The following is a 23,671-nucleotide window of genomic DNA, read 5'->3' on the forward strand; positions in this document are numbered from 1 at the left end:
GCCACGCACATGATCGTGTGCGGTGACGACGGGCTCGCGCACCGGCTGGCCGCCGAACTCCGAGGTGTCTACGGCGAACAGGTCACGCTCGTCGTGCCGCCCTCGGGACGCCGGGTACGTCAGCCGGTGGTCGGACGGGCCCGTGCCGCCTCGGCGGCCCTGTTGGACCGGGTCAGCGCGGCCGTCAACCGGGCGGGCACGGGCGGCGCCGAACCGGTCGCGAACGAGCAGGTCGTGGAGGCGGGCGAGGTCACCGAGGCCGTGCTCACCGAGGTGGGTGCCGACCGGGCCGCGGCACTGGCGCTCGTGTACGACGACGACGAGACCAACATCCGCGCCGCCCTCACCGCCCGCCGCCTCAACCCCAGCGTGCGGCTCGTCCTGCGGCTCTACAACCGGCGGTTGGGGCAGCACATCGAGGAACTGCTCGACCAGACGGCGGCGGTGGCCTCCGGAACGGGACCGGGTCCGGGGCTCGACGCGTCGACGACCGTGCTGTCCGACGCCGACACGGCCGCGCCCGCGCTGGCCGCCACGGCCCTCGTCGGGACCAGCAAGGTCGTGCAGACCGAAGGGCTCGTGCTGCGGGCCGTGGAACGGCAGCCGCCGCGGCCGGGCGAGGTGGCCGACCCGGGGCTGTGCACCCTGGCGCTGCTGTCCACGACGAGCAACGACCCGGCGGGAGCGGACGGTTCCGAGGGCAGCGGGGAGCACGGGCCGCAACTGCTGCCGGACGAGATGGCGGTGGCATCGGCGACCGGGCGCGGGACGGTGGTCCTGGAGCAGGTGGCGTACTCGGGGCCGTCCCTGCCCGCCGGGCGGGGCGGTGTGCCGCCGTTCGCCTCGTTGTTCTCGCGCCGGCTGCGGTGGTCGCTGGCGGGGCTGGTGGGGTGTGTGCTGGCGCTCGCCGTCGCGTTGATGTTCGTCACCGATGAGCATCCGCTGTACGCCACGTACGTCACCCTGCTCGATCTGTTCGGCATCAACGATCCCGCGTTCCACGAGTCGACCGGTGAGCAGGTGCTTCAACTGCTTTCGGGGCTGGTCGGGTTGCTGCTGCTGCCGGTGCTGCTGGCCGCGGTGCTGGAGGCGCTGGGCACGTTCCGCAGCGCGTCCACGCTGCGGAAGCCGCCGCGGGGGCTCGGGGGGCACGTGGTGCTGCTCGGGCTCGGCAAGATCGGGACGCGGGTGCTGACGCGGCTGCGCGAGCTGCACATCCCGGTGGTGTGCGTCGAGTCCGATCCGGAGGCCCGGGGCATGGCCACGGCGCGGCGGCTGCGGGTGCCGGTGGTGCTCGGGGACGTCACGCAGGAAGGGGTGCTGGAGGCCGCGAAGATCCATCGGGCCCATGCGCTGCTGGCGTTGACCAGTGCGGACACGACGAATCTGGAGGCCTCGCTCTACGCCCGGTCCGTGCGGCCCGATCTGCGGGTCGTGCTGCGGCTGTACGACGACGACTTCGCGACGGCGGTGTACCGGACCCTGCGGGCCGCGCATCCGTTCGCCCTGACGCGGAGCCGGAGTGTGTCGCATCTGGCGGCGCCCGCGTTCGCCGGGGCGATGATGGGGCGGCAGATCCTGGGGGCGATTCCGGTGGAGCGGCGGGTGTTGCTGTTCGCGGAGGTGGATGTGGCCGGGCATCCGCAGTTGGAGGGGCGGACGGTGGGGGAGGCGTTTCGGGCCGGGGCGTGGCGGGTGCTGGCGCTCAATACGGCGCCTGCCGGGGGGCGGCGGGGGGACGTCGAGAGTGCGGAGGAGGACAGTGCGCCGGCCTCGGGGCTGGTGTGGGATCTGCCTTCTACGTATGTGCTGGGGCCTGAGGATCGGGTGGTGCTGGCGGCGACTCGGCGGGGGCTCGCGGAGTTGCTGGGGCGGAGGCGGAGGGAGCCGGCCGGGGCGTGACGCCGGTTCGCTGCGCGGCTCGGCGTTGCCAGGTGCCCGGCGGCGGTGCTGGGGGCGGGGCGTTCGCGCAACCCGGCGCTACGGGGTGCCGCCGCCGGCCGGGGCGTGACGCCGGTTCGCTGCGCGGCTCGGCGTTGCCAGGTGCCCGGCGGCGGTGCTGGGGGCGGGGCGTTCGCGCAACCCGGCGCTACGGGGTGCCGCTGCGCCCACCCGTGCCGCCCCAGCGGCACGACTGCCCGCAGCTTGACACTGCCCCCGCCCCCCCCGGGCTACTGGGCGCTCGCCCGCCCCTTAAGGTGCCTCTCCGCGAACTCCAGTTCCAGCCGCACCTGCTTGATCCGCTCGTCCACCACCAGCGACCCGTGCCCGGCGTCGTAGCGGTACACCTCGTGCACCGCTCCCCTCGCCTCCAGGCGTTTGACGTAGTTCTCGATCTGGCGGATGGGGCAGCGGGGGTCGTTGACGCCGGCCGAGATGTAGACCGGGGCCGTGACCTGGTCGACGTAGGTGAGGGGGGACGACGCCTCGAAGCGGTCGGGGACCTCCTCGGGGGTGCCGCCGAGGAGCGTGCGGTCCATCGCCTTCAGCGCTTCCATCTCGTCGTGGTACGCCGTCACGTAGTCGGCGACGGGCACCGCCGCGATACCCAGGGTCCACGCGTCGGGCTGGACGCCGAGGCCGAGGAGGGTGAGGTACCCGCCCCAGGAACCGCCGGTGAGGACGAGACGGTCGGGGTCGGCGAGACCGGAGGTGACCGCCCATTCGCGGACCGCGGCGATGTCCTCCAGTTCGATCAGGCCCACCCGGTGCTTCAGGGCGTCCGTCCAGGCACGGCCGTAGCCGGTCGAGCCGCGGTAGTTGACCCGGACCACCGCGTATCCGTGGTCGACCCAGGCCGCCGGGCCCGCCGCGAAGGAGTCGCTGTCGTGCCAGGTCGGGCCGCCGTGGATGTCGAAGACCGTGGGGAGCGGACCGGTGGCGTCCGCAGGCTTCTGGACCAGGGCGTGGATGCGGCCGCCAGGGCCCTCCACCCACACGTCCTGCACCGGCACCGACCCGGGCGACTTCATGCCGGGCGGGTCGAGGACGACGCCGCCCGCCGTGGAGCGGACCGCGGACGGTTCGGCGGAGGAGGACCACAGGTACTCCACGCTGCCGTCGGGCCGGGCCGTCGCGCCGGACACCGTGCCGGGCGGGGTCGGGATCTCGGTCAGCGCGCGGCTCGCCAGGTCGTAGCGGAACAGCTCGCTGCGGGCCTCGAAGCTGTGCGCGATGAGCAGACCGGTGCCGTCCGGGTACCACTCGGCGCTGACGTCACCGGGCAGCTCCAGCGCCAGGTCCGTCTCCTCGCCGGAGACGACGTCCCAGACGAGCGGCTCCCAGCGGCCCCGGCGCTGGTGGCCGATGAGGAGGCGGGTGTCACCGTCGACGGGGGCGAAGCCGAGGACCTCCAGACCGAGCTCGCGGGTACCGCCCTCGGTGTCGTCGAGGTCGGCGACCGGGGTGCCGTCGGGGCGCAGGACCCGCAGGGCCGAGTGCATCGCGTCGCCGTGCTCGGTGTGCTCGACGGCGATGAGCGAGCCGTCGTGGGAGAGGTCGCCGACGCCGGCCGACTCGCGGTGGCGGTAGATCTCCACCGGGGCCTGGCCGGTGCGGACGAGGTGGATCGTCGTGCCGTCCTCGTCCGTCGAGCGGCCCACCACCGCCGTGCGCCCGTCGCGGCCGAGGGCGAGGCCCGCGGGGTAGGAGGCGTCCAGCCCCTCGGCGGCGAGCTCGTCCTCGCCGCCCGTGAAGGGCTGGCGGCGCCAGACGCCGAACTCGTCGCCGTCCTTGTCGTCGAACCACCAGATCCACGCGCCGTCCGGGGACAGCACCCCGTCCGTCGTGCCGTTCGGCCGGTCCGTCACCTGGCGCTGCTCACCCGTCGACCGGTCCCAGGCGTACAGCTCGTACGTCCCCGTCGCGTTCGACACGAACAGGGAGCGGTCCGGGGCGTCCTCCGCCCAGTCGGGCAGGGACACCCGAGGCGCCCGAAAGCGCTTCTCCCAGTCCGGCATCCGCTCCTGCTGTCCCGCCTGTACCACGTGCTCCTGCTGGTCCCGCTGATGCCGCGCGTCGGACCCGTTGCTCTCAGTCATGGCCCCATAGTGCACGCCCTGACCGACAACGCGCTGGCGAGGTCCCCAGCCTGTGGAAAACCTCTACCGGTCCCGCCTTTCCGGCCGGCCGGAGTGGACCGAAAGCGCGTACCGAGCGGCGGCCGACTCCGCCGGGCGGGCCCACCCCGCGGGCCGGGCCCTTCGGACAGCCCCGTACCGTATGGGTGTGTACCGGTTTCTGCTGACGCCCCGATGGTGGGGGATCAACGTCTTCGTACTGTTGTCCATCCCCTTCTGCATCTTCATGGGGTCCTGGCAGCTGGGCCGGTTCGAGGACCGTGTGCAGGATCACCGCACCGCGACCGAGCAGGTCTCCGCGGCCCGCAACGAGGCGCCTCGCCCGCTGGCCGAGCTCCTGCCGGTGACCAAGGCGACGTCCGGCAAGCAGGTCACCGCGACCGGCCGCTACGGCGAGCAGCTGCTGGTGCCCGGCCGGGAGCTCGACGACAAGCGGGGCTTCTACGTCCTGACGCTGCTGCGCACCGACTCCGGCGAGGCGCTGCCGGTGGTGCGCGGCTGGCTGCCCGGTGCCGCCGACGCGGACAAGGCGCCCGCCCCGCCCTCCGGTGAGGTCACCGTAACCGGTGCGCTCCAGGCCTCGGAGAGCCCGGGATCCAACGGCGTCAGCGCACAGGGCGGCCTGCCGTCCGGGCAGACCTCGGCGATCAGCGCCGCGTCACTGATCAACCAGGTGCCGTACGACGTGTACGACGCGTGGGTCACGCTCGCCAAGGGCGACTCGGGCATGAAGGCCGTGCCCGCGAGCGCCCCGCCGGACACCGGGCTGGATCTGAAGGCGTTCCAGAACCTCGGTTACACCGCCGAGTGGTTCGCCTTCGTCGGCTTCGTGATCTTCATGTGGTTCCGGCTGCTGCGCCGCGAGGTGGAGTTCGCGCGGGACGCGGAGCTGGGTCTGGTCCCGGAGGAGGAGCAGGAGCGGGCGCCGGCCGTCTGACCGTGCACCCGCGCGCAAGGGGCCGAGCCCCCCGCGCTACGAGCCCGCCAGCACGCCCGTCCAGTACACGGTGCCCGCGCACGCGTTGGACACGGTGACCGAGGCCGCGCCCGAGCCGGTCGCCGGTGTGTACGTCACCGCGACGCTCCCGTCGACCGTGCCGTCCTCCCGGGCCAGCTGGGGCGCCGTGCCCGTCTCGCCGCCGGTGGAGGTGCCGCCCGTGTCGCCGGTGTCCGCCGACGGCGTGGGCTCGGGGCTGGGGTCGGGGCCGCCGACGCTGCCACCGGGCGGGGGGCAGGTCTCCGAGGGCACCCAGGCGAACTTCACGTCGTAGGCGGCGCCCGGCTGGAGCACCAGCTGGGCCGCCTCCAGGGACGGGTCGGGCAGGCCGGCCGCCGCGTCCCCGGCCGCGTGCCGGGCCGAGCCGACCTTGCCGGGGTCGGCCGCGCCCTGCGGCAGCGCGCTCACCGAGCCGGGGCCGGGGACCGTGCAGCTCGCGGCGGAGACGTTGGTGACGCGGAAGGAGCCGTAGACCGCGCCGGTGGAGTCGGGGGCGGCGGCGCTGCCCGCGGCGGGGCCGAGCTGGGCCGCGGTGCACGCAGCGATACCGGCGGCCATGGTGGCGGACGGGTCGGCGCCCTGGGACGCGCCGGTGGAGGCGCCGCCGGTGGCCTTGCCCTTGCCCTTGCCCTTCTTGTCGGGCTTCTCCTTGCCCTCGGTCTTGCCGCCGGTGCCGCCCGAGGTGCTCTCACCGCCGTCCGGGCCCTTGCCCTCGCTCGCGCCGCCGCCCTGGGTCGCCGAGGCGTGGCCGGCGACCGAGGGGTTGGCGTCGGAGCCGGTGGAGTTGGAGACGTGCACCAGGGCGGGGACGGCGGTGCCGATGAACAGCGCGGCGGCGGCCATCCCGACGACGGCCTGCCGCTTGCGGGTCCGCCGCTGCGGCACCGCCTTGCGCAGATAGTCGAGGGTGCCGTCGCGCGGCTCCACGTCCTGTACCGCCTGCTGCAACATCGTGCGCAGGTCCAGCTCGTCCGAGCCGAGCCCTGCGCGGCTCTGGTCGTCGGGGCCGTGGTTCACAGTTCCGTTCCCAGCGTGCGATTGCTTCGAATCTTGCCTGTGCAGCCTCGTCGGCGCGTCCGGCTCGACAGGCTCGTGCCCGGCGGGTCCGTCCCGGCCCTCGCCGCCTCCGCCGCTCATGCCGGCGCCTCCATGGCCAGCCGGAGCGCCGCGATGCCGCGCGAGCCGTACGCCTTGACCGAGCCCAGGGATATGCCGAGCGTCTCGGCGACCTGCGCCTCGGTCATGTCCGCGAAGTAGCGCAGCACGAGCACCTCGCGCTGGCGGCGCTGGAGGCCCTTCATCGCCTTGATGAGGGAGTCGCGCTCCAGCTGGTCGTAGGCGCCCTCCTCGGCACTCGCCATGTCGGGCATGGGCTTCGACAGCAGCTTCAGGCCGAGGATGCGGCGGCGCAACGCCGACCGCGAGAGGTTGACGACCGTCTGACGCAGGTACGCCAGGGTCTTCTCGGGGTCGCGGACCCGCTTGCGGGCCGAGTGGACACGGATGAACGCCTCCTGGACGACGTCCTCGCAGGAGGCGGTGTCGTCGAGGAGGAGGGCGGCGAGACCCAGCAGCGAGCGGTAGTGCGCCCGGTAGGTCTCGGTGAGGTGGTCGACGGTCGTACCGGCCGCGACACCGTCCTCGGCGCCGTCACGCTGGTTCGGGATGCGGGCCGGCCGCGCTGCGGGCACGGGCGCGATCACCGGCATGCCACCGGGCGTACCGGGCATGCGGGGTCGGAATGCCGCCGGGCGGGGCGGTCGCAGGACCGTGCCGCGTGCCGCGCTGAAATCGAGTACCTCTGCCACGCCTGTTGGACACGCCTACGCCCGTGAGGGTTGTACGTGTTGGGCGTCACTTTCACGCCGACCGTCGCCGTCGCCGGTCTACCCGCGTCAGGCAGCACATCCGATGGTGCATCAAATGCCCTCATGCGTCCCGCTCTTCCCCTATGTCCAAATGTGAACGGACGTCCCCACGCCCGGTTCCAGGCGTCCCCACGCCTGATGAAGCGCTTTCACGGCCGAAGTGCGACCGCAAAGACGCTCCCCGCCCTCCGCACGGTTGCGGAGGGCGGGGAGGCAATTCTTTGCTGCGGAAGCGCCTGGGACAAGTGGTCCGGACCATCGACCAGCTCACATGTCGTACACAGATCCTACAAACCGCCTATGACACCGGTCGGGACTTTTCGGCGCGGCGGAACCTCACGAAAGCTCGGCCGCCACCACCTCGGCGATCTGCGCGGTGTTGAGGGCGGACCCCTTGCGCAGGTTGTCCCCGCACACGAAGAGCTCCAGGGCCGTGGGGTCGTCCAGCGCCCGCCGCACCCGTCCGACCCAGGTCGGGTCGGTGCCGACCACGTCGGCGGGGGTCGGGAACTCCCCGGCGGCCGGGTCGTCGAACAGCACGACACCGGGCGCCGTGGCGAGGATCTCGCGGGCCTTGCCGACGGTGACCTCGCCCTCGAAGCGGGCGTGCACGGTCACCGAGTGCGTGGTGACGACCGGCACCCGGACACAGGTGACGGCCACGGGCAGGCCGGGCAGCCCGAGGATCTTGCGGGACTCGTCGCGGACCTTCAGCTCCTCCGACGACCAGCCGTCCTCGCAGGCCGTACCGGTCCACGGCACGACGTTCAGCGCGACGGGCTCCGGGAACGGCCCGGTGCTGTCCCCCACGGCCCGCCGTACGTCACCGGGGTTGGTGCCCAGCTCCGTGCCGGCGACCAGGGACAGCTGGCGGCGAAGCGTGTCCACGCCCGCGCGGCCGGCGCCGCTGACCGCCTGGTAGGAGGAGACCACCAGCTCGCGCAGCCCGTACTCGGCGTGCAGGGCGCCCAGGGCCACGATCATGGAGAGCGTCGTGCAGCTCGGGTTGGCGATGATCCCGCGCGGCCGCATCCGCACGGCGTGCGGGTTGACCTCGGGCACGACGAGCGGCACGTCCGGGTCCATCCGGAAGGTGCCGGAGTTGTCGACCACCACCGCGCCCTTGGCGGCGGCCAGGGGCGCCCACCGCTCGGCGACCTCGTCGGGGACGTCGAACATGGCGACGTCGACCCCGTCGAAGGCCTCCTCGGTGAGGGCCACGACCTCGGTCTCCTCGCCGCGCACGGTGAGCTTGCGGCCGGCCGAGCGCGGGGAGGCGATCAGACGGATCTCGCCCCAGACGTCCGCCCGCTGGGACAGGATCCGGAGCATGACCGTGCCGACGGCGCCGGTCGCCCCCACCACGGCAAGCGTCGGACGCCCGGACCGTCCGGCCCGGGCGTCCTGTCGGAGGTCGGCCATCAGCGGCCGGTGCCTCCGTAGACGACGGCCTCGTCGCTGTCGGAGTCGAGCCCGAACGCGGAGTGCACCGCGCGGACGGCCTCGGGCACGTCGTCGGCGCGCGTGACGACCGAGATCCGGATCTCGGAGGTCGAGATCAGCTCGATGTTCACACCCGCGTCGGACAGGGCGGTGAAGAAGTCGGCCGTCACACCCGGGTTGGTCTTCATACCCGCGCCGACCAGGGAGATCTTGCCGATCTGGTCGTCGTAGCGCAGGGACTCGAAGCCGATGCCGGCCCGGTTCTTCTCCAGCGCGTCGATGGCCTTGCGGCCCTCGGTCTTCGGGAGCGTGAAGGAGATGTCCGTCAGGCCCGTGGAGGCCGCGGACACGTTCTGCACGACCATGTCGATGTTGATCTCGGCGTCGGCGATCGTGCGGAAGATCGAGGCCGCCTCGCCCGGCTTGTCCGGCACGCCGACGACCGTGACCTTGGCCTCGGAGGTGTCGTGCGCGACACCGGAGATGAGAGCCTGCTCCACCTGCTTTTCCCCTTGCGCTTGCGTCTTCTTGACGATCGGCTCGCTGCTGACCCAGGTGCCCTGGAGTCCGCTGAAGCTGGACCGGACGTGGATCGGGATGTTGTACCGGCGGGCGTACTCCACACAGCGGTGGAGCAGCACCTTCGACCCGGATGCCGCCAGTTCGAGCATGTCCTCGAAGGAGATCCAGTCGATCTTCCGGGCCTTGGTCACCACGCGCGGGTCGGCGGTGAACACGCCGTCGACGTCGGTGTAGATCTCGCAGACGTCGGCGTCGAGGGCGGCGGCCAGGGCCACCGCGGTGGTGTCGGAGCCGCCGCGGCCGAGCGTGGTGATGTCCTTGGTGTCCTGGCTGACGCCCTGGAAACCGGCGACGATCGCGATGTTGCCCTCGTCCACCGAGGTCTTGATCCGGCCCGGCGTGACGTCGATGATCCGGGCCTTGTTGTGGACCGAGTCGGTGATGACACCTGCCTGGCTGCCGGTGAACGACTGGGCCTCGTGGCCCAGCTTTTTGATCGCCATGGCCAGCAACGCCATGGAGATCCGCTCTCCGGCGGTCAGCAGCATGTCGAGCTCGCGCCCGGCAGGCATCGGGGAAACCTGCTCTGCGAGATCGATCAGCTCGTCCGTCGTGTCGCCCATCGCGGAAACCACGGCAACCACCTGATTGCCGTTCTGCTTCGCTTCCACGATCCGCTTGGCGACACGCTTGATGCCCTCGGCATCGGCTACGGAGGAGCCTCCGTACTTCTGCACGACAAGGCCCACGTGCGCTCCTCGCTCAATCCGTATCTATCCGCTCATACGCCTTCGTACTGCGGTCGGCTCAGTCTAGCGAGCGCCCGATAAACCCCTCCGCGATATCGCATGGTGAGACTTCCGGGCCACCCGTCCAGAGCTGCTCATGCCCATCTGGGCACAGGCCACGCGAGAAAGTGCCCGGCGTCACAATCGCACACGATCGAACCCGGTGACTCAACTTTCAAGTACTGAGCTGCGGCCGTGCGCGTACTCCTGGTGGAAGACGATGCCCCCCGCCGAGCCCAGGACGCGGGGAAGCCGAACCCAGGACGCGGGGAATCCGTGCGCGCTACGGTCGGCGCCATGGAGATATCGCGCTACGTGGCGTTCAGCACGGACCCCAAGGGCGGCAACCCGGCGGGGGTGGTGCTCGACGCCACCGGAGCCGACGACGCGGCGATGCTGGCGGCGGCCGCCGAAGTCGGCTACTCGGAGACGGCGTTCGTGACGGAGTCCGGTGACGGCTCCCTGGACGTGCGGTACTTCAGCCCCCTCGCCGAGGTCTCCTTCTGCGGCCACGCGACGATCGCCACGGCCGTCGCCCACGCGGAGCGGCACGGCACCGGGAGCCTGCTGCTGCACACCCAGGCCGGCCCGGTCACCGTCACCACGGACCGCGCGGCGGACGGCACCCTCGTGGCGACCCTGGTGAGCGTCGCCCCGCGTACGGTCCCGCTCGAGGAGGCCGACCTCGCGCGGCTGCTCACGATCCTGGGCTGGTCCGCCGACGACCTGGACCCGGCGCTGCCGCCCCGGGTGGCCTTCGCCGGGGCCTGGCACCCGGTCATCGCCGCCGCGAGCCGGGAGCGGCTGGCCGACCTGGACTACGACATGGCGGAACTGGGCCCGCTCATGGCCCGCAGGGGCTGGACCACGATCGACCTGGTCCGGCGGGAGTCCCCCACCGTCTTCCACGCCCGCAACCCCTTCCCGCCCGGCGGCGTGGTCGAGGATCCGGCGACGGGGGCGGCGGCGGCCGCGTTCGGCGGCTACCTGCGCGAGCTCGGACTCGTCTCCCCTCCCACCACCCTCACGATCCATCAGGGCGTGGACATGGGACGCGCGAGCACGATCACGGTGACGGTACCGGCGGAGCCGGAGTCGGGCATCGGCGTGACCGGCGCGGCCGTGCGGCTCTGAGCGGCCCCCAACACTCCAGTCGCCGGCGGCTACTTGGCGGGGCGGATGCCCAAGGGGTGGGCGATCTCCTCCGCCATGACCCGGCCCGCCTCGAACTCCAGGGTGTCGTCGCCCATGCCCTGGTCCGTGTCCAGGCCGTCCAGTTCGGCCAGGGGCTGGTCGAGGCGGACGTGGGCGAGGACCGACTGGAGGGCCCGGAGGGTCGCCGAGGCGGTGGAGCCCCAGTTGGAGAAGTAGGAGAACTGCCACCACCACAGGGCCTCCGTGGTGCGGCCCGCGCGGTAGTGGGACATGCCGTGGCGGAGGTCGGTGATGACGTCCGCCAGGTCGTCGGAAATGCGGGCCGGGACCGGGGCCTTGCGGGGCTCGTAGGGGTCGAAGACCTCCGAGTAGACGTCGATCGGGTCGAGGAGGCGGACCAGGTTCTCCCGGAGCTCGTCCACGTCCGGCTCCGGGCCCGAGTCGGGCTCGTAGCGCTCGTCCGGCACGATGTCCTCGTGCGCGCCGAGCCGGCCGCCCGCCAGGAGGAGTTGGGAGACCTCCAGGAGGAGGAAGGGAACCGCCGATTCCGGCTCGTCGCCCTTCGCGACCTCCGTGACGGCGACCAGGAAACTCTCGATCTGGTCCGCGATCTGGACCGCGAAGTCGTCCGGGTTCTGGTCGGTCGCGTGCAGCGTGGCGTCAGACATCTAGGAGTCGTCTCCCCTCGAAGGCGCGGCCGAGAGTCACCTCGTCCGCGTATTCCAGGTCACCACCCACCGGGAGGCCGCTGGCCAGGCGGGTGACCTTCAGGCCCATGGGCTTGATCATGCGGGCGAGGTACGTGGCTGTCGCCTCGCCTTCGAGATTCGGGTCGGTGGCGAGGATCAGCTCCGTGACCGTGCCGTCGGCCAGGCGGGCCAGGAGTTCCCTGATCCGCAGGTCGTCCGGCCCCACGCCGTCGATCGGGCTGATCGCGCCGCCGAGTACGTGGTATCTGCCCCTGAACTCACGTGTGCGCTCGATCGCCACGACGTCCTTCGGCTCCTCCACCACGCAGATGACCGCGGGGTCGCGCCGGGTGTCGCGGCAGATGTTGCACAGCTCCTCCTGCGCGACGTTGCCGCACGTCGCGCAGAAGCGGACCTTCGCCTTGACCTCCATGAGGGCCTGGGCGAGCCGTCGTACGTCCGTCGGCTCCGCTTGCAGGATGTGGAAGGCGATCCGCTGGGCGCTCTTCGGACCGACGCCGGGCAGCCGCCCCAGCTCGTCGATCAGGTCCTGGACCACGCCTTCGTACAACGGACTGCCCTTCCTGGGTCCTCGAGGTCGGTACGCACCGTCCCGTACGTACCGTAGTTGTCAGCCGCCCGTCGGAGGAAGGCGGTAGGCGTTTCAGAACGGCAGGCCGGGGATGCCGCCGCCGCCCAGACCCTGCGCGAGGGGGCCCAGTTTCTGCTGCTGGAGCGCCTGCGCGTTCTCGTTGGCCGCCTGGACGGCCGCCACGACCAGATCGGCGAGGGTCTCGGTGTCCTCGGGGTCCACCGCCTTCGGGTCGATCTTCAGGGCGCGCAGTTCACCGGCGCCGGTGACGGTCGCGGTCACGAGGCCACCGCCCGCCTTTCCGTCGACCTCCGTCTGCGCCAGTTCCTCCTGCGCCTGAGCCAGGTCCTGTTGCATCTTCTGGGCCTGCTGGAGCAGCTGCTGCATGTTGGGCTGGCCACCACCGGGGATCACGATCAGCTCCTTGCTCGGTACGGGTTTTCCCGTTCGGCACGAGCCTACGTGGTCGAGCCTGCCGTCGCCCCAGCACTCTTTCGAGTGAGTTCCGCTCGCGCCCGATAACCGATCAAGGAATACTTCCGGGCGGAAAAGCGGCGAAAGCTACATCTTCGCCACCGGCTGAGGGGTAGGAAGGGTCCGGCGCGTCAGGAGGCAGGCATTCCGTGTCGTGTGGGTCAGGAGCGACGCGTGCGTCTTATGCGACTTATGCGTCATGTGTGTCGTTTGTCACGCAGCGTGGTCAGTAGGGAGTGCCGGGTGGGTCAGCCGGAGATGCAGCCCGAGGGGCCGCCGCAGGACGGACGGGGCGAGGGGGCGGCCCGGCTGCGGCCGGGCGATCTGACCGGGCGGCCCTTTCCGCTCGGGGACTGGGGCGAGCCGGCGGCACGGCTGGACGAGCTGTACCGCTGGGTGGAGCTCGGGGCGCTGCGGACGGCGGCCTGGTACCTCGAGGACCGGGTGTGGAAGCGGCGGGGTGCGCGGGCGCTGCGCTGCGGGGCGGCGGCCGGAGCGGTGATCGGGGTCGCGCTGCCCTTGCTGGACCTGACCGGCGCCGCGGGCGGTATCGCGCCCTGGGGGTGTCTGGCGCTGCTGCTGGGGGTGGCGTGCGTCGCCGCCGACCGGTACTTCGGGGTGACGTCGGGCTGGATGCGGGACGTGGCCACCGCGCAGGCCGTGCAGCGGCGGTTGCAGGCGCTCCAGTTCGACTGGGCGGCGGAGAGTGTGCGGGAGGTCCTGGGCCCGACGGAGGGGACGGCCGGTGAGGCTGCCGAGCGGTGTCTCGGGGTGTTGCGGAGGTTCTCCGAGGACCTGAGCGAGCTGGTGCGGGGGGAGACGGCGGAGTGGGCCGGGGAGTTCCGCAGCAGGGCCGCCCCGGCGGGGACGCAGGCGGTGGTGTTCTCCGGGAGCGGGCGAGGGGCCGAGGTGGGGGGTGTGAACGGGCGGTTCTCCGCGCCGCCCGGGAGCGCCAGGCCGAACATGCCCCGGCAGCGGCCGCCGGAGCCCAGGTGACGTGGCGGTGATCCGCCTCCGACGTCCGGTGGGGCCGAGACGCTCGACCCCACCGGACGTTCAACAGCTCTCCAGGAAGGGCGAGTTGGTCACTGCTTGGTGTACGTCAGCTTCTCGCCGCTGCTGGTGTTCACTCGCTGGAGCGTGCCGTCCGGCTGGAGGGTGACCTCGGTCGCCGCGCCCGGGGTGCAGGCGGTGCGGGGTTGTCCGACGGTCACGGTGGACGGGCCGATCCGCAGCGGGCCGTCGGCGTCGGGGGTGTCGGTCAGTTCGCCCTCGAAGACGCAGTGGTAGGTGCCGCCCCCGTTCGTGGGGCCGTCCGCCACGAGGGACAGGACCGTGTCGCCGGGCTCGCCCTGCTGGATGGTGAGGCTGCGGGTGTGCTGCCCGTCGGGGTTGTCGATGGTGGTGGTCCAGGTGCCCAGGTATCCGGTCGGGATCGTGCCGTTCACCGGTGAGGACGGGTCGCCCGGCTGCGAGGACGCCGGGGACGGGCCGGCGGCCTGGGGCGTGCCGGCACTGCGCGAGGGAGTGGGGTCGTCGGCGGCCTTGTCGCCGGTGCCGCCCCGCATCAGCGCGTACACCGATCCGCCCGCGGCCAGCGCGACGACCAGGGCGATCACGACGAGCAGCGCGGTGGACCGGCCGCTCCTCGGCGGCTCCTGGGGCGGGCCGTACGGCGGGGCCGTGCCGTACGGGGGCGGGCCGTAGGGCGGGGTGGAGCCGAGGCCGCCGTAGCCGGGGTGGTACGCCGGGGCTGCCCCCGGGATGCCGGGCTGGGGGTGCTGTTGCGGCTGCTGGTGCGGGTGTTGCTGGGGGTAGCCGTACGCCGGGTGCGGGTGCGGGGGCGTCTGCGGGTGGGGCGGGGTGCTCGGGGCGGGGGACGGCGCCGGGGCGGGGGTGCCCTGGCCCACGACCATGGTGGGCAGATGGTTCAGCGGCGGGCCCTCCCCCGGGCGGCCCGGCGGAGGCGGTTCCGGCGGCGCGGTGTGCGGTGACGACTCGTCGGCGGCGGGGGCGTGTTCGGGTGTCGCGTCGGGGCCGGGGTTCTCGTCGGGGCCTGCCCCGTGCCGGTCACCAGGAGGCTCAGGAGAATCCGCTCCCCCGGCGGAGCCGCCCCCCTGCGGACCCTCCGTGTCCAGCAACCGCACCGCGTGCCGCCCGAGTTGGGCGACGAGGGCACTGGGCAGCCAGGGGTCGAGGGCGCGGCCGTCGGAGACGGTGTCGTCCGCGCCCGTGCGTTCCAGGACGCGGTCGAGGGACGGGCGAGCGGCGGGATCCTTGCGCAGACAGTCGCGCACCAGGTCGGCGATGCCCTCGGGGACGCCCTCCAGGTCCGGTTCCTCCTGGGCGATACGGAACATCAGCGCGTGCACACCGCTGCCCGCGGTGCCGAAGGGCAGGGCGCCGGTGGCGGCGTAGGCGAGGACCGAGCCGAGGCAGAAGACGTCGCACGCCGGTGTGATGCGGTCGCCCCGCACCTGCTCGGGCGCCATGAAACCGGGCGATCCGACGAGCGCCCCGGTGCGGGTGAGCCCGCCGTCCGTCACGGTCTCCAGGGCCCGCGCGATGCCGAAGTCGATGACGCGCGGGCCGTCGATGGTGACCAGCACGTTGGACGGCTTGAGGTCGCGGTGGACGATGCCGGCGGCGTGGATGTCCTTGAGCGCGTGCGCGAGCCCGGCCGCGAGGATGCGGACGGTCCGCTCGGGCAGGGCTCCGTGGTCGTGCCCGACGACCTGCTGGAGGCTCGGTCCGGCGACGTACCCGGTGGCGACCCAGGGCACGGCCGCCTCGGTGTCCGTGTCCAGCACCGGCGCCGTCCAGTACCCGCCGACCCGCCGCGCGGCCTGGACCTCCTGCCGGAACCGCTCCCGGAACTCCTCCTGCGCGGCCAGTTCCTCACGGACGAGTTTCACCGCGACCGTACGGCCCCGCTCGGAACGGGCCAGATAGACCTGCCCCATGCCCCCCGCACCGAGCCGCGCCATCAGCCGGTACGCACCGATCCTCAGTGGATCCCCGGCCCCCAGTTTCTCCATCGCTCAGCCGCCTTCCCCCCACACGTGAGCAACAGATCGAGAATAGTGCGGGGCCGGGGCGGGGTGACCTGGGCGACGTCTACGGTTCCGTAACGGGCGGGGGCCCGTCTCCGGGCAGCCCCACCTGGTCCAGCACCGCCGACAGCCGCTCCAGCGTCCGCACCGCCTCCGCCAGCTCCGCCTCCCCGAACTCCTCCGCCAGCCGGTCGGCGAAGGCCGCGTGTCCCGGGCCGATACGGGCGATCGCCGCACGCCCCTCCTCGGTCGGCGCGAGGAGCTTGGCGCGGCGGTGCGCGGGGTTCGGCCGGTACTCGGCGAGCCCGCGCCGCACCAGCAGGTCGGCGATGCGCTGCACGCTCTGCCGTGTGATGCCCATCGCGCGGGCGATGCCGGAGACGGGCAGCGGTTCGCCGAGGACCGCGCCGAGCACCTGCCACCAGGCGGCGGTGAGCCCGGCGGGCCGGGCCAGTTCCTCCGCCACGGCGAGGAACTGGCCGTTCAGCCGGAACGCCCCGAGGGCGCTGCGGCTGAACAGGTCCTGCCGCTCCCGGCTCACAGCGCCCCGGCCTTCTCCAGTACCGGGTACGCCGCCGGGTCGGAGTCGTGGAACAGCCGGTACCAGGCGTCGAGCACGTCCTCCTCGTACAGCCCGAGCAGCCGGAAGATCTCCCGGGCGAAGGCGACGGGTTCGGTCGGACCGGCCGTGACCAGGCCGCCGTCGGTGACGGCGTCGGCCTCGACGTACCGCTCGCCGCCCGCGTAGCCGGTCGCGGCCAGGTAGAAGGAGACGGCGCTGGTGTGGGCCCGGTCGTCGAGCAGTCCCTCGCGGGCCAGTCCGGCGGTGGCTCCGCAGATCGCGGCGACCGGCACGCCCGCGTCGAGGAACCGCCGGGCCTCGCGGGCGAAGGGGGCCAGGGTCTCGCCGGTGTCCCAGAGGTCCGCCCCCGGGAGGATCAGCAGCGCGCTGTCCTCGGGCCGGACGTCGTCCAGGGCGAGGTCGGGCTGGATGCGCAGCCCGCCGATGCTGGTGACCGGGTCCGTGGAGGGGCCGACGGTCCGGATCGGGTGGCCGGAGCGGGCGAGCTGGGCCGTGGCGTGGCCGGTCTCCCAGTCGGCGAGGGTGTCGTAGACGGCGAGATGGACGGGCTTGCTGCTCATGGCGCCTCCTGAGGATCCCGTGTATGACAACATGCTGTCGATTGGACAGCATGTTGTCAATAGGTCCTCCGGGCGCCACCTTCCCGTCGACAACCTGTCGCGGAAACGCCCAGACCTCACACACGACGCCGATTTCCCGCCCGCTCCCCGCATGCCTACGCTCGCCCGCATGACCCCTCAGCCGAACCCCGAAGCCGGCGCCGCCGTCAAGGCCGCCGACCGTGACCACGTGTTCCACTCCTGGTCCGCGCAGGAGCTCATCGACCCGCTCGCCGTCGCCGGGGCGGAGGGGTCGTACTTCTGGGACTACGACGGCCGGCGCTACCTCGACTTCTCCAGCGGTCTCGTCTACACGAACATCGGCTACCAGCACCCGAAGGTCGTCGCCGCGATCCAGGAGCAGGCCGCGACGATGACGACCTTCGCGCCCGCGTTCGCCATCGAGGCACGGTCCGAGGCGGCCCGGCTGATCGCCGAGCGCACCCCGGGCGACCTGGACAAGATCTTCTTCACCAACGGCGGCGCCGACGCCGTCGAGCACGCCATCCGTATGGCGCGCCTGCACACCGGCCGCCCGAAGGTGCTCTCGGCGTACCGCTCGTACCACGGCGGCACGCAGCAGGCCGTGAACATCACCGGCGACCCGCGCCGCTGGGCCTCCGACAGCGGCACGGCCGGGGTCGTGCACTTCTGGGCGCCCTACCTCTACCGCACCCGCTTCTACGCCGAGACCGAGGAGCAGGAGTGCGCGCGGGCACTGGAGCACCTGGAGACGACGATCGCCTTCGAGGGACCCTCGACCGTCGCGGCGATCATCCTGGAGACCATCCCGGGGACGGCCGGGATCATGGTCCCGCCGCCCGGCTACCTCGCGGGGGTGCGCGAGCTGTGCGACAAGTACGGGATCGTCTTCGTCCTGGACGAGGTCATGGCCGGGTTCGGACGGACCGGTGAGTGGTTCGCGGCGGACCTGTTCGACGTCACGCCCGACCTGCTGACCTTCGCCAAGGGCGTGAACAGCGGGTACGTGCCGCTCGGCGGTGTCGCGATCTCCGGCGCCATCGCGGAGACCTTCGGCAAGCGGCCCTACCCGGGCGGTCTGACGTACTCCGGGCACCCGCTGGCCTGCGCGGCGGCCGTGGCGACGATCAACGTCATGGCGGAGGAGGGCATCGTCGAGAACGCGGCCCGGCTGGGCGCCTCCGTCCTCGAACCGGAACTGCGGGCGCTCGCCGAGCGGCACCCGAGCGTGGGCGAGGTGCGCGGCACCGGCATGTTCTGGGCGCTGGAGCTGGTCCGCGACCGGGAGACCCGGGAGCCGCTGGTGCCCTACAACGCGGCCGGGGAGGCGAACGCGCCGATGGCCGCCTTCGCCGCCGCCGCGAAGGACGGCGGGCTGTGGCCGTTCGTGAACATGAACCGGACCCACGTGGTGCCGCCGTGCAACATCGGCGAGGCGGAGCTCAAGGAGGGGCTCGGGGTGCTCGACGCCGCGCTCTCCGTGGCGGACGAATACACGCAGTAAACATCTGTAAACCCGTCAGTAACGGACAACCTCGCGGCGTGTTCGAACGCGTAAGGTGACGTGCTCGTAGACATATACGTGCACGCCACCCGAACGCGACGAGGGAGACGCCCTGACCATGCCCGCCAGCACCGGCAACGGCTCCGTGACGCGCAGCACCCTGCGGCAGCAGATCGCCGACGCCCTTCGTGACGAGGTGCTGGCCGGGCGGCTCCAGCCGGGGCAGGAGTTCACGGTCAAGGAGATCGCCGAGCAGTACGGGGTGTCCGCCACGCCGGTACGGGAGGCGCTGGTCGACCTCTCCGCGCAGGGGCTCCTCGACGCGGACCAGCATCGCGGCTTCCGGGTCCACGAGTACTCGGTCGAGGACTTCCGCGGCATGATCGAGGCCCGTGACCTCGTCATCGAGGGGATGTTCCACGCCCTCACCTCCGGGCAGCGCGCCGCTCTCCAGCCCGACGATCCCCGGGTCACCGCCACCCTCGCCGGGGTCCGGCGGCGCGGCGAGGAGTCGCAGCGGGCGGCCGCGGCCGGGGACCTCACCGTGCTCATCGGCTACGACCTGCGCTACTGGCGCGAGCTCACCGCCCTCTTCGGCAACGCCTACCTGGGCGACTTCCTGCACCGGCTGCGCGTCCAGACCTGGGTGTGCGCGGTGCAGCACCTGCGCCGGCTCAGCGACCTGCGCGGCGAGCTGTGGACCGGCCACACCTCGCTGGTCGACGCCCTGGGGGCCCGCGACACGGTCACCGCCCGGTCGATCATCGCCGGCTACAACGCCCACTCGATCGCCCTGATCGAGCGACTCGCCTCCGGATGACCCGCGTCGCGCCCGTTCGTCTGGGTATGGGACATGCACGACAGGAGCCACTGCCGTGCAGCACCGATACCCTTTCTGCTCACCGCGCCACCCGACCACCGAGCTGAGCGAGGAGCCTTCTTTGGCCTGTGACCTGTGGCTGGTACCGCTCGTGGACGTGTTGTGCCACACGCCGGACAACCCGTTCGCCGAGGAACTCGCGCAATACAACAAGGTGCTCGCCGAGGCCGGGCTGCCGCCGGTGCCGGTGTACCAGTACATGCCGGGGCTGTCGGGCGACGTCGCCCCGGTCGCGGGCTTCGACTACGACGCGCTGCACTTCCTGCGCCGCGCCTACCTGCTCCAGGTGTGCGGCCTGCCGGTGACACCCGTGGACGAACTCGGCGGCGACTACGAGCAGTTGCTGGAGATGTTCGAGTCGACGGCCCAGCAGTCGCACCTGGTCTGGCACTACGACCACGCGGGCGCGTACGTCCCCGTCGACTTCCCCAGCCCGCTCGCCGACGACGACCTGCTCGCGGGCGGCGGCCCCCTCGGTTCCTCGCACGCCCTGCTGCGGGAACTGGAGGTGGTGGCCCCCGCCCTCGGCATCGACCCGGCCAACCCGCCGGCGGCCCCCCAGCCACCGCTCGCCCCCACGGAACTGGAGGAACCCGCCGTCCCCGCCCCGTACGACCCCAGCCCCTTCGCCCGCGAACGCCACGTGTGGCTGGGGCTGCACGCGGCGGTGACGCGGAGCCTGGCGCAGGGGTCGATGATCGTGTTCAGCTGAGCAGGTCCCGCCCGCGCCCGTGGCCCGGAGTGGGCAGGCAGAGCGAACCGGGCTCATGGCCCGACGCCCTGCGGTGGCACGCGGCGGAGGAACTGGGCATCGAGGACGAACTCGGTTTCGACGAGGACGACATGCTCGGCGGTGCGTAGGCGCAGGGCCTCACCCCGGGGGCGCAGCACGGCGACGGCCGGCTCTCGCAAGAGAGCCGGCCGCCGGTGGAGGTGGGGCGAGGTGGGACTAGAGGAACGAGTTGATCTCGATCGTCTCGTCCCGGCCCGGGCCCACGCCGATCGCGGAGATCGGGGCGCCGGACATCTCCTCCAGCGCCTTCACGTACGCCTGGGCATTCTTCGGCAGGTCGGAGAAGGACTTGGCCTTGCTGATGTCCTCGCTCCAGCCCGGCAGCATCTCGTAGACCGGCTTGGCGTGGTGGAAGTCGGTCTGGGAGTACGGGAGCTCCTCGACGCGCTTGCCGTCGATCTCGTACGCCACGCAGACCGGGATCTGCTCCCAGCCCGTGAGGACGTCGAGCTTGGTGAGGAAGAAGTCGGTGAGGCCGTTCACGCGGGTCGCGTAGCGGGCGATCACCGCGTCGAACCAGCCGCAGCGGCGGTCACGGCCGGTGGTGACACCGCGCTCCCCGCCGATACGGCGCAGCGCCTCGCCGTCCTCGTCGAACAGCTCCGTCGGGAACGGACCGGCGCCGACCCGGGTCGTGTACGCCTTGAGGATGCCGATGACCCGGCTGATCTTCGTCGGGCCGACCCCGGCACCGGTGCAGGCGCCGCCCGCGGTCGGGTTCGAGGAGGTGACGAAGGGGTACGTGCCGTGGTCGATGTCGAGGAGCGTGCCCTGGCCGCCCTCGAACAGGACGACCTTCTCCTCCTCCAGCGCCTGGTTGAGCACCAGCACGGTGTCGGCGACGTACGGCGCGAGCTTGTCGGCGTAGCCCAGCAGTTCCTCGACCACCTGGTCCACGGCGATGGCGCGCCGGTTGTAGAGCTTGGTGAGGACCTGGTTCTTGACGTCGAGGGCCGCCTCGACCTTCTGCGTGAGGATCGACTCGTCGTACAGGTCCTGCACACGGATGCCGACGCGGTTGATCTTGTCGGCGTAGGTCGGGCCGATACCGCGCCCGGTGGTGCCGATCTTCCGCTTGCCGAGGAAGCGCTCGGTCACCTTGTCGACCGTGACGTTGTACGGCGTGATGATGTGCGCGTTTCCGCTGAGGAGGAGCTTGGAGGTGTCGACACCACGCTCGTTCAGACCGCTCAGCTCGGAGAGCAGGACCGACGGGTCGACGACGACGCCGTTACCGATGACCGGCGTGCAGCCGGGGGACAGGATTCCGGAAGGGAGGAGGTGGAGGGCGTACTTCTGGTCACCCACGACCACCGTGTGGCCGGCGTTGTTGCCGCCCTGGTAGCGCACTACATAGTCCACCGAACCACCGAGCAGGTCGGTGGCCTTTCCCTTGCCTTCGTCACCCCACTGAGCACCGAGCAGCACAAGTGCGGGCACGCGCGTACACCCCTTCCGGGCGGGGCATGTCCATGGTCGAGGGCGAACGCGGAGGTCTCCGCCGCGTGCACCGCGACCGCCGTTGGCCGCCAACCGTCGGACCGGATGCCCCGGAATAGACGAAGCCCCTGGCGCAATAGCGCAAGGGGCTCTTGCACAAAGATGCTACCCGAGGAAGCGAGGCATGGCCGAGGTGGCGACTTCCACGACGTCCGAGCAGCTGCTGGTGGTGGTCGACCCGGTCGCCCGTCGGTCGGACGGCGAGTCCGTACGGATCGCGAAAGACGTGCTCGGAGCGGGTGCGGCGGTGAAGCTGTGCCTGCCGGAAGGGCCGGAGGAGTTCGCCCGGGCGCTGGCCCGGCGGGGCTCGCGGCGCCCGGTGGTGGTGGGTGACGACCGGGCCCTGATCCGCGCGGTGGCGCTGCTGCACCGGCACCGGGAGCTGGCCGGATGCGCACTGTCGGTGGTGCCGGTCGGGAGCGCGCTGTCCCTCGCCCGCTCGCTGGGGGTGCCGCCGGGGACGGTGGCGGCGGCCCGGGCGGTGCTCGACGGGGTCGAGCGGCGGATGGACCTGATGGTCGACGACAGCGACGGGGTGGTGCTGGGCGCGCTGCGGATACCGCCGTTGCCGACGGGACCGGAGGCACCGGATGCCGAGCCGGTCCCGGGCCGCCCCTGGCTGCGGACCTGCCAGTCGCTGGTCCGCACACTGGTCCCGGCGGGCCGCCCGCCCCGCCTCGACTCACCACCGGAACCCGGCCCGTCCCGGCTGCGGGTCGAGGTCGACGGCGAGACCCTCGTCGACCTCGACCAGCCGGTGGAGGCGGTCTCGGTGGCACCCGGCCCCGCAGGGATCGCGTCGGTGGAGGTCAGGCCGGTGTCGGTCGGCGCCGAGGCCTCTCCCCTGCTGGCGGAGGGCCGCACGGTGACCGTCTCGGGCGCCCACTTCCGCTACCGGGCGGACACGGTGGTCTCGGGCCCGGTCCGGACCCGGACGTGGAGGGTGCGGGAAGGGGCCTGGGGGCTGACGGTGCCGGCGGCGGAGTGAGTCAGCTCTCGGGAGTCTGGAATCCGGCGGTGTCGAGGGTGCAGCCGAACGGCTCCGGGATGTCGAGCTTCTCACCGAAGGGCTTGGAGAGCCGGAGCTCGTATCCCTTCGCCGACGGGGACCCGTAGACGATGGCCTGCTGCTCCTGCATGTCGAGGACCAGGTAGACGGGGACACCGGCCCTGCCGTAGACCTCGGCCTTGTCGGTGAGGTCATCGGTCCGGGTGGAGGGGGAGGTCAGCTCGGCCACGAAGGACAGGGCTTCGCCGTCGAGCTGGTTGCTCGTGGTCCGGTGAGCGTGACGGTGGGCTGCGTGAACGTCGGGGCCGTAGGCGGACTCAAAGCCGGGGAAGACGTACAGAAACGGCCCGTAACTGATCCTGTGCCCGTTGGGCAGATGCGGCCGCAACTGGTCACAGACCAACTCCATGACTTCGAGGTAGTACCCCTTCGACCACGGCGACACGACGATGCTCCCCCTGACGATCTCGGCCTTGTAGCCGTCGGGCACGTTCAGCTCGTCGAGGAGGTGCAAGAGTTCCTCGAAGCCGCTGTGAGGCCTGGTGCCGCTCATCACCGGTCGCTCTGCCATGAGTGTCATGATGCGCCCTCCCCTTTGATGCGGACCACTCGCCACTCAGTGTAGTCAGCCGGTCACTCCGGCCCGAACGTCTTCTCCCGGTACAGCCGCCAGCGCTCCATCATGTCGACGACCTCCCTCTCGACGAACTCGAAGAACGCGAGCGTCTCGGCCATGCGGCGGCCGGCCGGGGTGTCGGCGCCCAGGCTGGTGACACCCTCCCGCAGGGCCCCTTCCCAGCGCTTGAGGACGGCCTCGCGGTTGGTCAGGGCCTCGTACCACTGGTCGCCGCGCACCCGGTAGCGCTCGCGGCGCGAGCCCGGCTCCCGTTCGCGCGAGACCATGTGCGTCTGGGCCAGGTAGCGCACCGCCCCGGACACCGCGGCGGGGCTGATGCGCAACTGGTCCCCCAGGTCGGCGGAGGTCATCGACCCCTCGTCGGAGGAGAGCAGCGCGGCGAACACCCGGGCGGGCATCCGGGGCATCCCGGCCTCGACGAGCTGTGCCGCGAAGGACTCGACGAACCTCGACACGGCCTCCGCGTCCCGCGCGCTCCTGGCTGATTCCGTCATGCGGTTCATCCTATCCGGGATTCATAGGCT

Annotated in this window: 22 protein-coding genes; 8 read left to right on the plus strand and 14 right to left on the minus strand. The window is 72.1% G+C overall.

The window, feature by feature from the left end:
• Window positions 1-9: 9 nt before the first annotated feature.
• Window positions 10-1,902 carry a potassium channel family protein gene (locus ABEA82_RS10755; RefSeq protein ID WP_345661166.1) on the plus strand — a complete coding sequence of 631 codons (1,893 nt, stop codon included), beginning with the start codon at window positions 10-12 and terminating at the stop codon, window positions 1,900-1,902.
• Window positions 1,903-2,171: 269 nt separating this feature from the next.
• Here ABEA82_RS10755 and ABEA82_RS10760 read toward each other — a convergent pair whose 3' ends face one another.
• Window positions 2,172-4,040, minus strand: coding sequence for a S9 family peptidase (locus tag ABEA82_RS10760; protein ID WP_345661167.1), 1,869 nt, complete (start codon window positions 4,038-4,040; stop codon window positions 2,172-2,174).
• Window positions 4,041-4,227: 187 nt separating this feature from the next.
• Here ABEA82_RS10760 and ABEA82_RS10765 point away from each other — a divergent pair, with 187 nt between their 5' ends.
• The gene (locus ABEA82_RS10765) at window positions 4,228-5,016 is read left to right on the plus strand and encodes an SURF1 family protein (RefSeq protein ID WP_345661168.1); all 789 of its coding nucleotides are present in this window, start codon (window positions 4,228-4,230) and stop codon (window positions 5,014-5,016) included.
• A 36-nt stretch (window positions 5,017-5,052) separates the two neighbouring features.
• On the opposite strand, the gene ABEA82_RS10770 is transcribed toward ABEA82_RS10765, so the two are convergent.
• The 4 genes from ABEA82_RS10770 to ABEA82_RS10785 form a co-directional block, all read right to left on the minus strand.
• Window positions 5,053-6,093: a hypothetical protein gene (locus ABEA82_RS10770; protein WP_345661169.1), complete on the minus strand. Its 1,041-nt coding sequence runs from the start codon at window positions 6,091-6,093 to the stop codon at window positions 5,053-5,055.
• A gap of 116 nt (window positions 6,094-6,209) precedes the next feature.
• Complete coding sequence (locus tag ABEA82_RS10775; RefSeq protein WP_010032008.1) at window positions 6,210-6,785, minus strand: SigE family RNA polymerase sigma factor; 576 nt, start codon at window positions 6,783-6,785, stop codon at window positions 6,210-6,212.
• Window positions 6,786-7,280: 495 nt separating this feature from the next.
• On the minus strand, window positions 7,281-8,366 hold the full coding sequence (locus tag ABEA82_RS10780; RefSeq protein WP_345661170.1) for an aspartate-semialdehyde dehydrogenase: 1,086 nt from the start codon (window positions 8,364-8,366) through the stop codon (window positions 7,281-7,283).
• Window positions 8,366-9,658: an aspartate kinase gene (locus tag ABEA82_RS10785; RefSeq protein WP_345661171.1), complete on the minus strand. Its 1,293-nt coding sequence runs from the start codon at window positions 9,656-9,658 to the stop codon at window positions 8,366-8,368. Before ABEA82_RS10785 ends, ABEA82_RS10780 begins: the two co-directional genes overlap by 1 nt.
• A 336-nt stretch (window positions 9,659-9,994) precedes the next feature.
• Between ABEA82_RS10785 and ABEA82_RS10790 the strand changes: the two genes are divergently transcribed.
• On the plus strand, window positions 9,995-10,831 hold the full coding sequence (locus ABEA82_RS10790; RefSeq protein ID WP_345661172.1) for a PhzF family phenazine biosynthesis protein: 837 nt from the start codon (window positions 9,995-9,997) through the stop codon (window positions 10,829-10,831).
• 29 nt (window positions 10,832-10,860) lie between these two features.
• Here the strand turns inward: ABEA82_RS10790 and ABEA82_RS10795 are convergent, their stop codons facing one another.
• From ABEA82_RS10795 to ABEA82_RS10805, 3 genes are all read right to left on the minus strand, one after another.
• Complete coding sequence (locus tag ABEA82_RS10795; protein WP_345661173.1) at window positions 10,861-11,520, minus strand: DUF5063 domain-containing protein; 660 nt, start codon at window positions 11,518-11,520, stop codon at window positions 10,861-10,863.
• Window positions 11,513-12,112 carry a recombination mediator RecR gene (gene recR, locus ABEA82_RS10800; protein ID WP_003991835.1) on the minus strand — a complete coding sequence of 200 codons (600 nt, stop codon included), beginning with the start codon at window positions 12,110-12,112 and terminating at the stop codon, window positions 11,513-11,515. Before recR ends, ABEA82_RS10795 begins: the two co-directional genes overlap by 8 nt.
• A 93-nt stretch (window positions 12,113-12,205) precedes the next feature.
• Window positions 12,206-12,547, minus strand: coding sequence for a YbaB/EbfC family nucleoid-associated protein (locus ABEA82_RS10805; protein ID WP_003991834.1), 342 nt, complete (start codon window positions 12,545-12,547; stop codon window positions 12,206-12,208).
• A 303-nt stretch (window positions 12,548-12,850) separates the two neighbouring features.
• On the opposite strand from ABEA82_RS10805, the gene ABEA82_RS10810 reads away from it, so the two are divergent.
• Window positions 12,851-13,603, plus strand: coding sequence for an SLATT domain-containing protein (locus ABEA82_RS10810; RefSeq protein WP_345661174.1), 753 nt, complete (start codon window positions 12,851-12,853; stop codon window positions 13,601-13,603).
• A gap of 89 nt (window positions 13,604-13,692) precedes the next feature.
• Here ABEA82_RS10810 and ABEA82_RS10815 read toward each other — a convergent pair whose 3' ends face one another.
• The 3 genes from ABEA82_RS10815 to ABEA82_RS10825 all read right to left on the minus strand — a co-directional run bounded on the left by ABEA82_RS10815 (window position 13,693) and on the right by ABEA82_RS10825 (window position 16,803).
• Complete coding sequence (locus tag ABEA82_RS10815) at window positions 13,693-15,645, minus strand: serine/threonine-protein kinase (protein ID WP_345661175.1); 1,953 nt, start codon at window positions 15,643-15,645, stop codon at window positions 13,693-13,695.
• A 79-nt stretch (window positions 15,646-15,724) separates the two neighbouring features.
• Entirely contained in the window at window positions 15,725-16,201 is a 477-nt protein-coding gene (locus ABEA82_RS10820) for a MarR family winged helix-turn-helix transcriptional regulator (protein ID WP_345661176.1), read from the minus strand.
• Window positions 16,198-16,803: a type 1 glutamine amidotransferase family protein gene (locus ABEA82_RS10825; RefSeq protein WP_345661177.1), complete on the minus strand. Its 606-nt coding sequence runs from the start codon at window positions 16,801-16,803 to the stop codon at window positions 16,198-16,200. Before ABEA82_RS10825 ends, ABEA82_RS10820 begins: the two co-directional genes overlap by 4 nt.
• A 169-nt stretch (window positions 16,804-16,972) precedes the next feature.
• Here ABEA82_RS10825 and ABEA82_RS10830 point away from each other — a divergent pair, with 169 nt between their 5' ends.
• The 3 genes from ABEA82_RS10830 to ABEA82_RS10840 all read left to right on the plus strand — a co-directional run bounded on the left by ABEA82_RS10830 (window position 16,973) and on the right by ABEA82_RS10840 (window position 19,920).
• Window positions 16,973-18,328, plus strand: a complete 1,356-nt coding sequence (locus tag ABEA82_RS10830; protein ID WP_345661178.1) for an aspartate aminotransferase family protein — start codon at window positions 16,973-16,975, stop codon at window positions 18,326-18,328.
• A 118-nt stretch (window positions 18,329-18,446) separates the two neighbouring features.
• On the plus strand, window positions 18,447-19,148 hold the full coding sequence (locus tag ABEA82_RS10835) for a GntR family transcriptional regulator (RefSeq protein ID WP_345661179.1): 702 nt from the start codon (window positions 18,447-18,449) through the stop codon (window positions 19,146-19,148).
• A 121-nt stretch (window positions 19,149-19,269) separates the two neighbouring features.
• Window positions 19,270-19,920: a phospholipase D-like domain-containing protein gene (locus tag ABEA82_RS10840; protein WP_345661696.1), complete on the plus strand. Its 651-nt coding sequence runs from the start codon at window positions 19,270-19,272 to the stop codon at window positions 19,918-19,920.
• 237 nt (window positions 19,921-20,157) lie between these two features.
• Here ABEA82_RS10840 and ABEA82_RS10845 read toward each other — a convergent pair whose 3' ends face one another.
• Window positions 20,158-21,441: an adenylosuccinate synthase gene (locus tag ABEA82_RS10845; protein WP_345661180.1), complete on the minus strand. Its 1,284-nt coding sequence runs from the start codon at window positions 21,439-21,441 to the stop codon at window positions 20,158-20,160.
• A gap of 184 nt (window positions 21,442-21,625) precedes the next feature.
• On the opposite strand from ABEA82_RS10845, the gene ABEA82_RS10850 reads away from it, so the two are divergent.
• Window positions 21,626-22,489, plus strand: a complete 864-nt coding sequence (locus tag ABEA82_RS10850; RefSeq protein WP_345661181.1) for a diacylglycerol kinase family protein — start codon at window positions 21,626-21,628, stop codon at window positions 22,487-22,489.
• Between the two features lies 1 nt (window position 22,490).
• Here the strand turns inward: ABEA82_RS10850 and ABEA82_RS10855 are convergent, their stop codons facing one another.
• A complete protein-coding gene (locus ABEA82_RS10855; protein ID WP_345661182.1) occupies window positions 22,491-23,090 on the minus strand; it encodes a Uma2 family endonuclease in 600 nt (199 codons plus the stop codon).
• A 53-nt stretch (window positions 23,091-23,143) separates the two neighbouring features.
• Window positions 23,144-23,641: a GbsR/MarR family transcriptional regulator gene (locus ABEA82_RS10860; RefSeq protein ID WP_345661183.1), complete on the minus strand. Its 498-nt coding sequence runs from the start codon at window positions 23,639-23,641 to the stop codon at window positions 23,144-23,146.
• Between the last annotated feature and the right edge of the window lie 30 nt (window positions 23,642-23,671).

Origin of the sequence: Streptomyces venetus (assembly GCF_039540295.1) — a bacterium.
GTDB classification, from domain to species: Bacteria; Actinomycetota; Actinomycetes; order Streptomycetales; family Streptomycetaceae; genus Streptomyces; species Streptomyces venetus.

What these genes read in the sequence shown, in the direction of transcription:
- ABEA82_RS10790 (WP_345661172.1), top strand. Translation starts at nt 9,995, where the DNA reads ATGGAGATATCGCGCTACGTGGCGTTCAGCACGGACCCCAAGGGCGGC.
- ABEA82_RS10830 (WP_345661178.1), top strand. Translation starts at nt 16,973, where the DNA reads ATGACCCCTCAGCCGAACCCCGAAGCCGGCGCCGCCGTCAAGGCCGCC.
- ABEA82_RS10760 (WP_345661167.1), bottom strand. Translation starts at nt 4,040, where the DNA reads ATGACTGAGAGCAACGGGTCCGACGCGCGGCATCAGCGGGACCAGCAG.
- ABEA82_RS10825 (WP_345661177.1), bottom strand. Translation starts at nt 16,803, where the DNA reads ATGAGCAGCAAGCCCGTCCATCTCGCCGTCTACGACACCCTCGCCGAC.
- ABEA82_RS10755 (WP_345661166.1), top strand. Translation starts at nt 10, where the DNA reads ATGATCGTGTGCGGTGACGACGGGCTCGCGCACCGGCTGGCCGCCGAA.
- ABEA82_RS10780 (WP_345661170.1), bottom strand. Translation starts at nt 8,366, where the DNA reads ATGGCCGACCTCCGACAGGACGCCCGGGCCGGACGGTCCGGGCGTCCG.
- ABEA82_RS10835 (WP_345661179.1), top strand. Translation starts at nt 18,447, where the DNA reads ATGCCCGCCAGCACCGGCAACGGCTCCGTGACGCGCAGCACCCTGCGG.
- ABEA82_RS10850 (WP_345661181.1), top strand. Translation starts at nt 21,626, where the DNA reads ATGGCCGAGGTGGCGACTTCCACGACGTCCGAGCAGCTGCTGGTGGTG.
- ABEA82_RS10855 (WP_345661182.1), bottom strand. Translation starts at nt 23,090, where the DNA reads ATGACACTCATGGCAGAGCGACCGGTGATGAGCGGCACCAGGCCTCAC.
- ABEA82_RS10775 (WP_010032008.1), bottom strand. Translation starts at nt 6,785, where the DNA reads ATGCCGGTGATCGCGCCCGTGCCCGCAGCGCGGCCGGCCCGCATCCCG.
- ABEA82_RS10860 (WP_345661183.1), bottom strand. Translation starts at nt 23,641, where the DNA reads ATGACGGAATCAGCCAGGAGCGCGCGGGACGCGGAGGCCGTGTCGAGG.
- ABEA82_RS10795 (WP_345661173.1), bottom strand. Translation starts at nt 11,520, where the DNA reads ATGTCTGACGCCACGCTGCACGCGACCGACCAGAACCCGGACGACTTC.
- ABEA82_RS10815 (WP_345661175.1), bottom strand. Translation starts at nt 15,645, where the DNA reads ATGGAGAAACTGGGGGCCGGGGATCCACTGAGGATCGGTGCGTACCGG.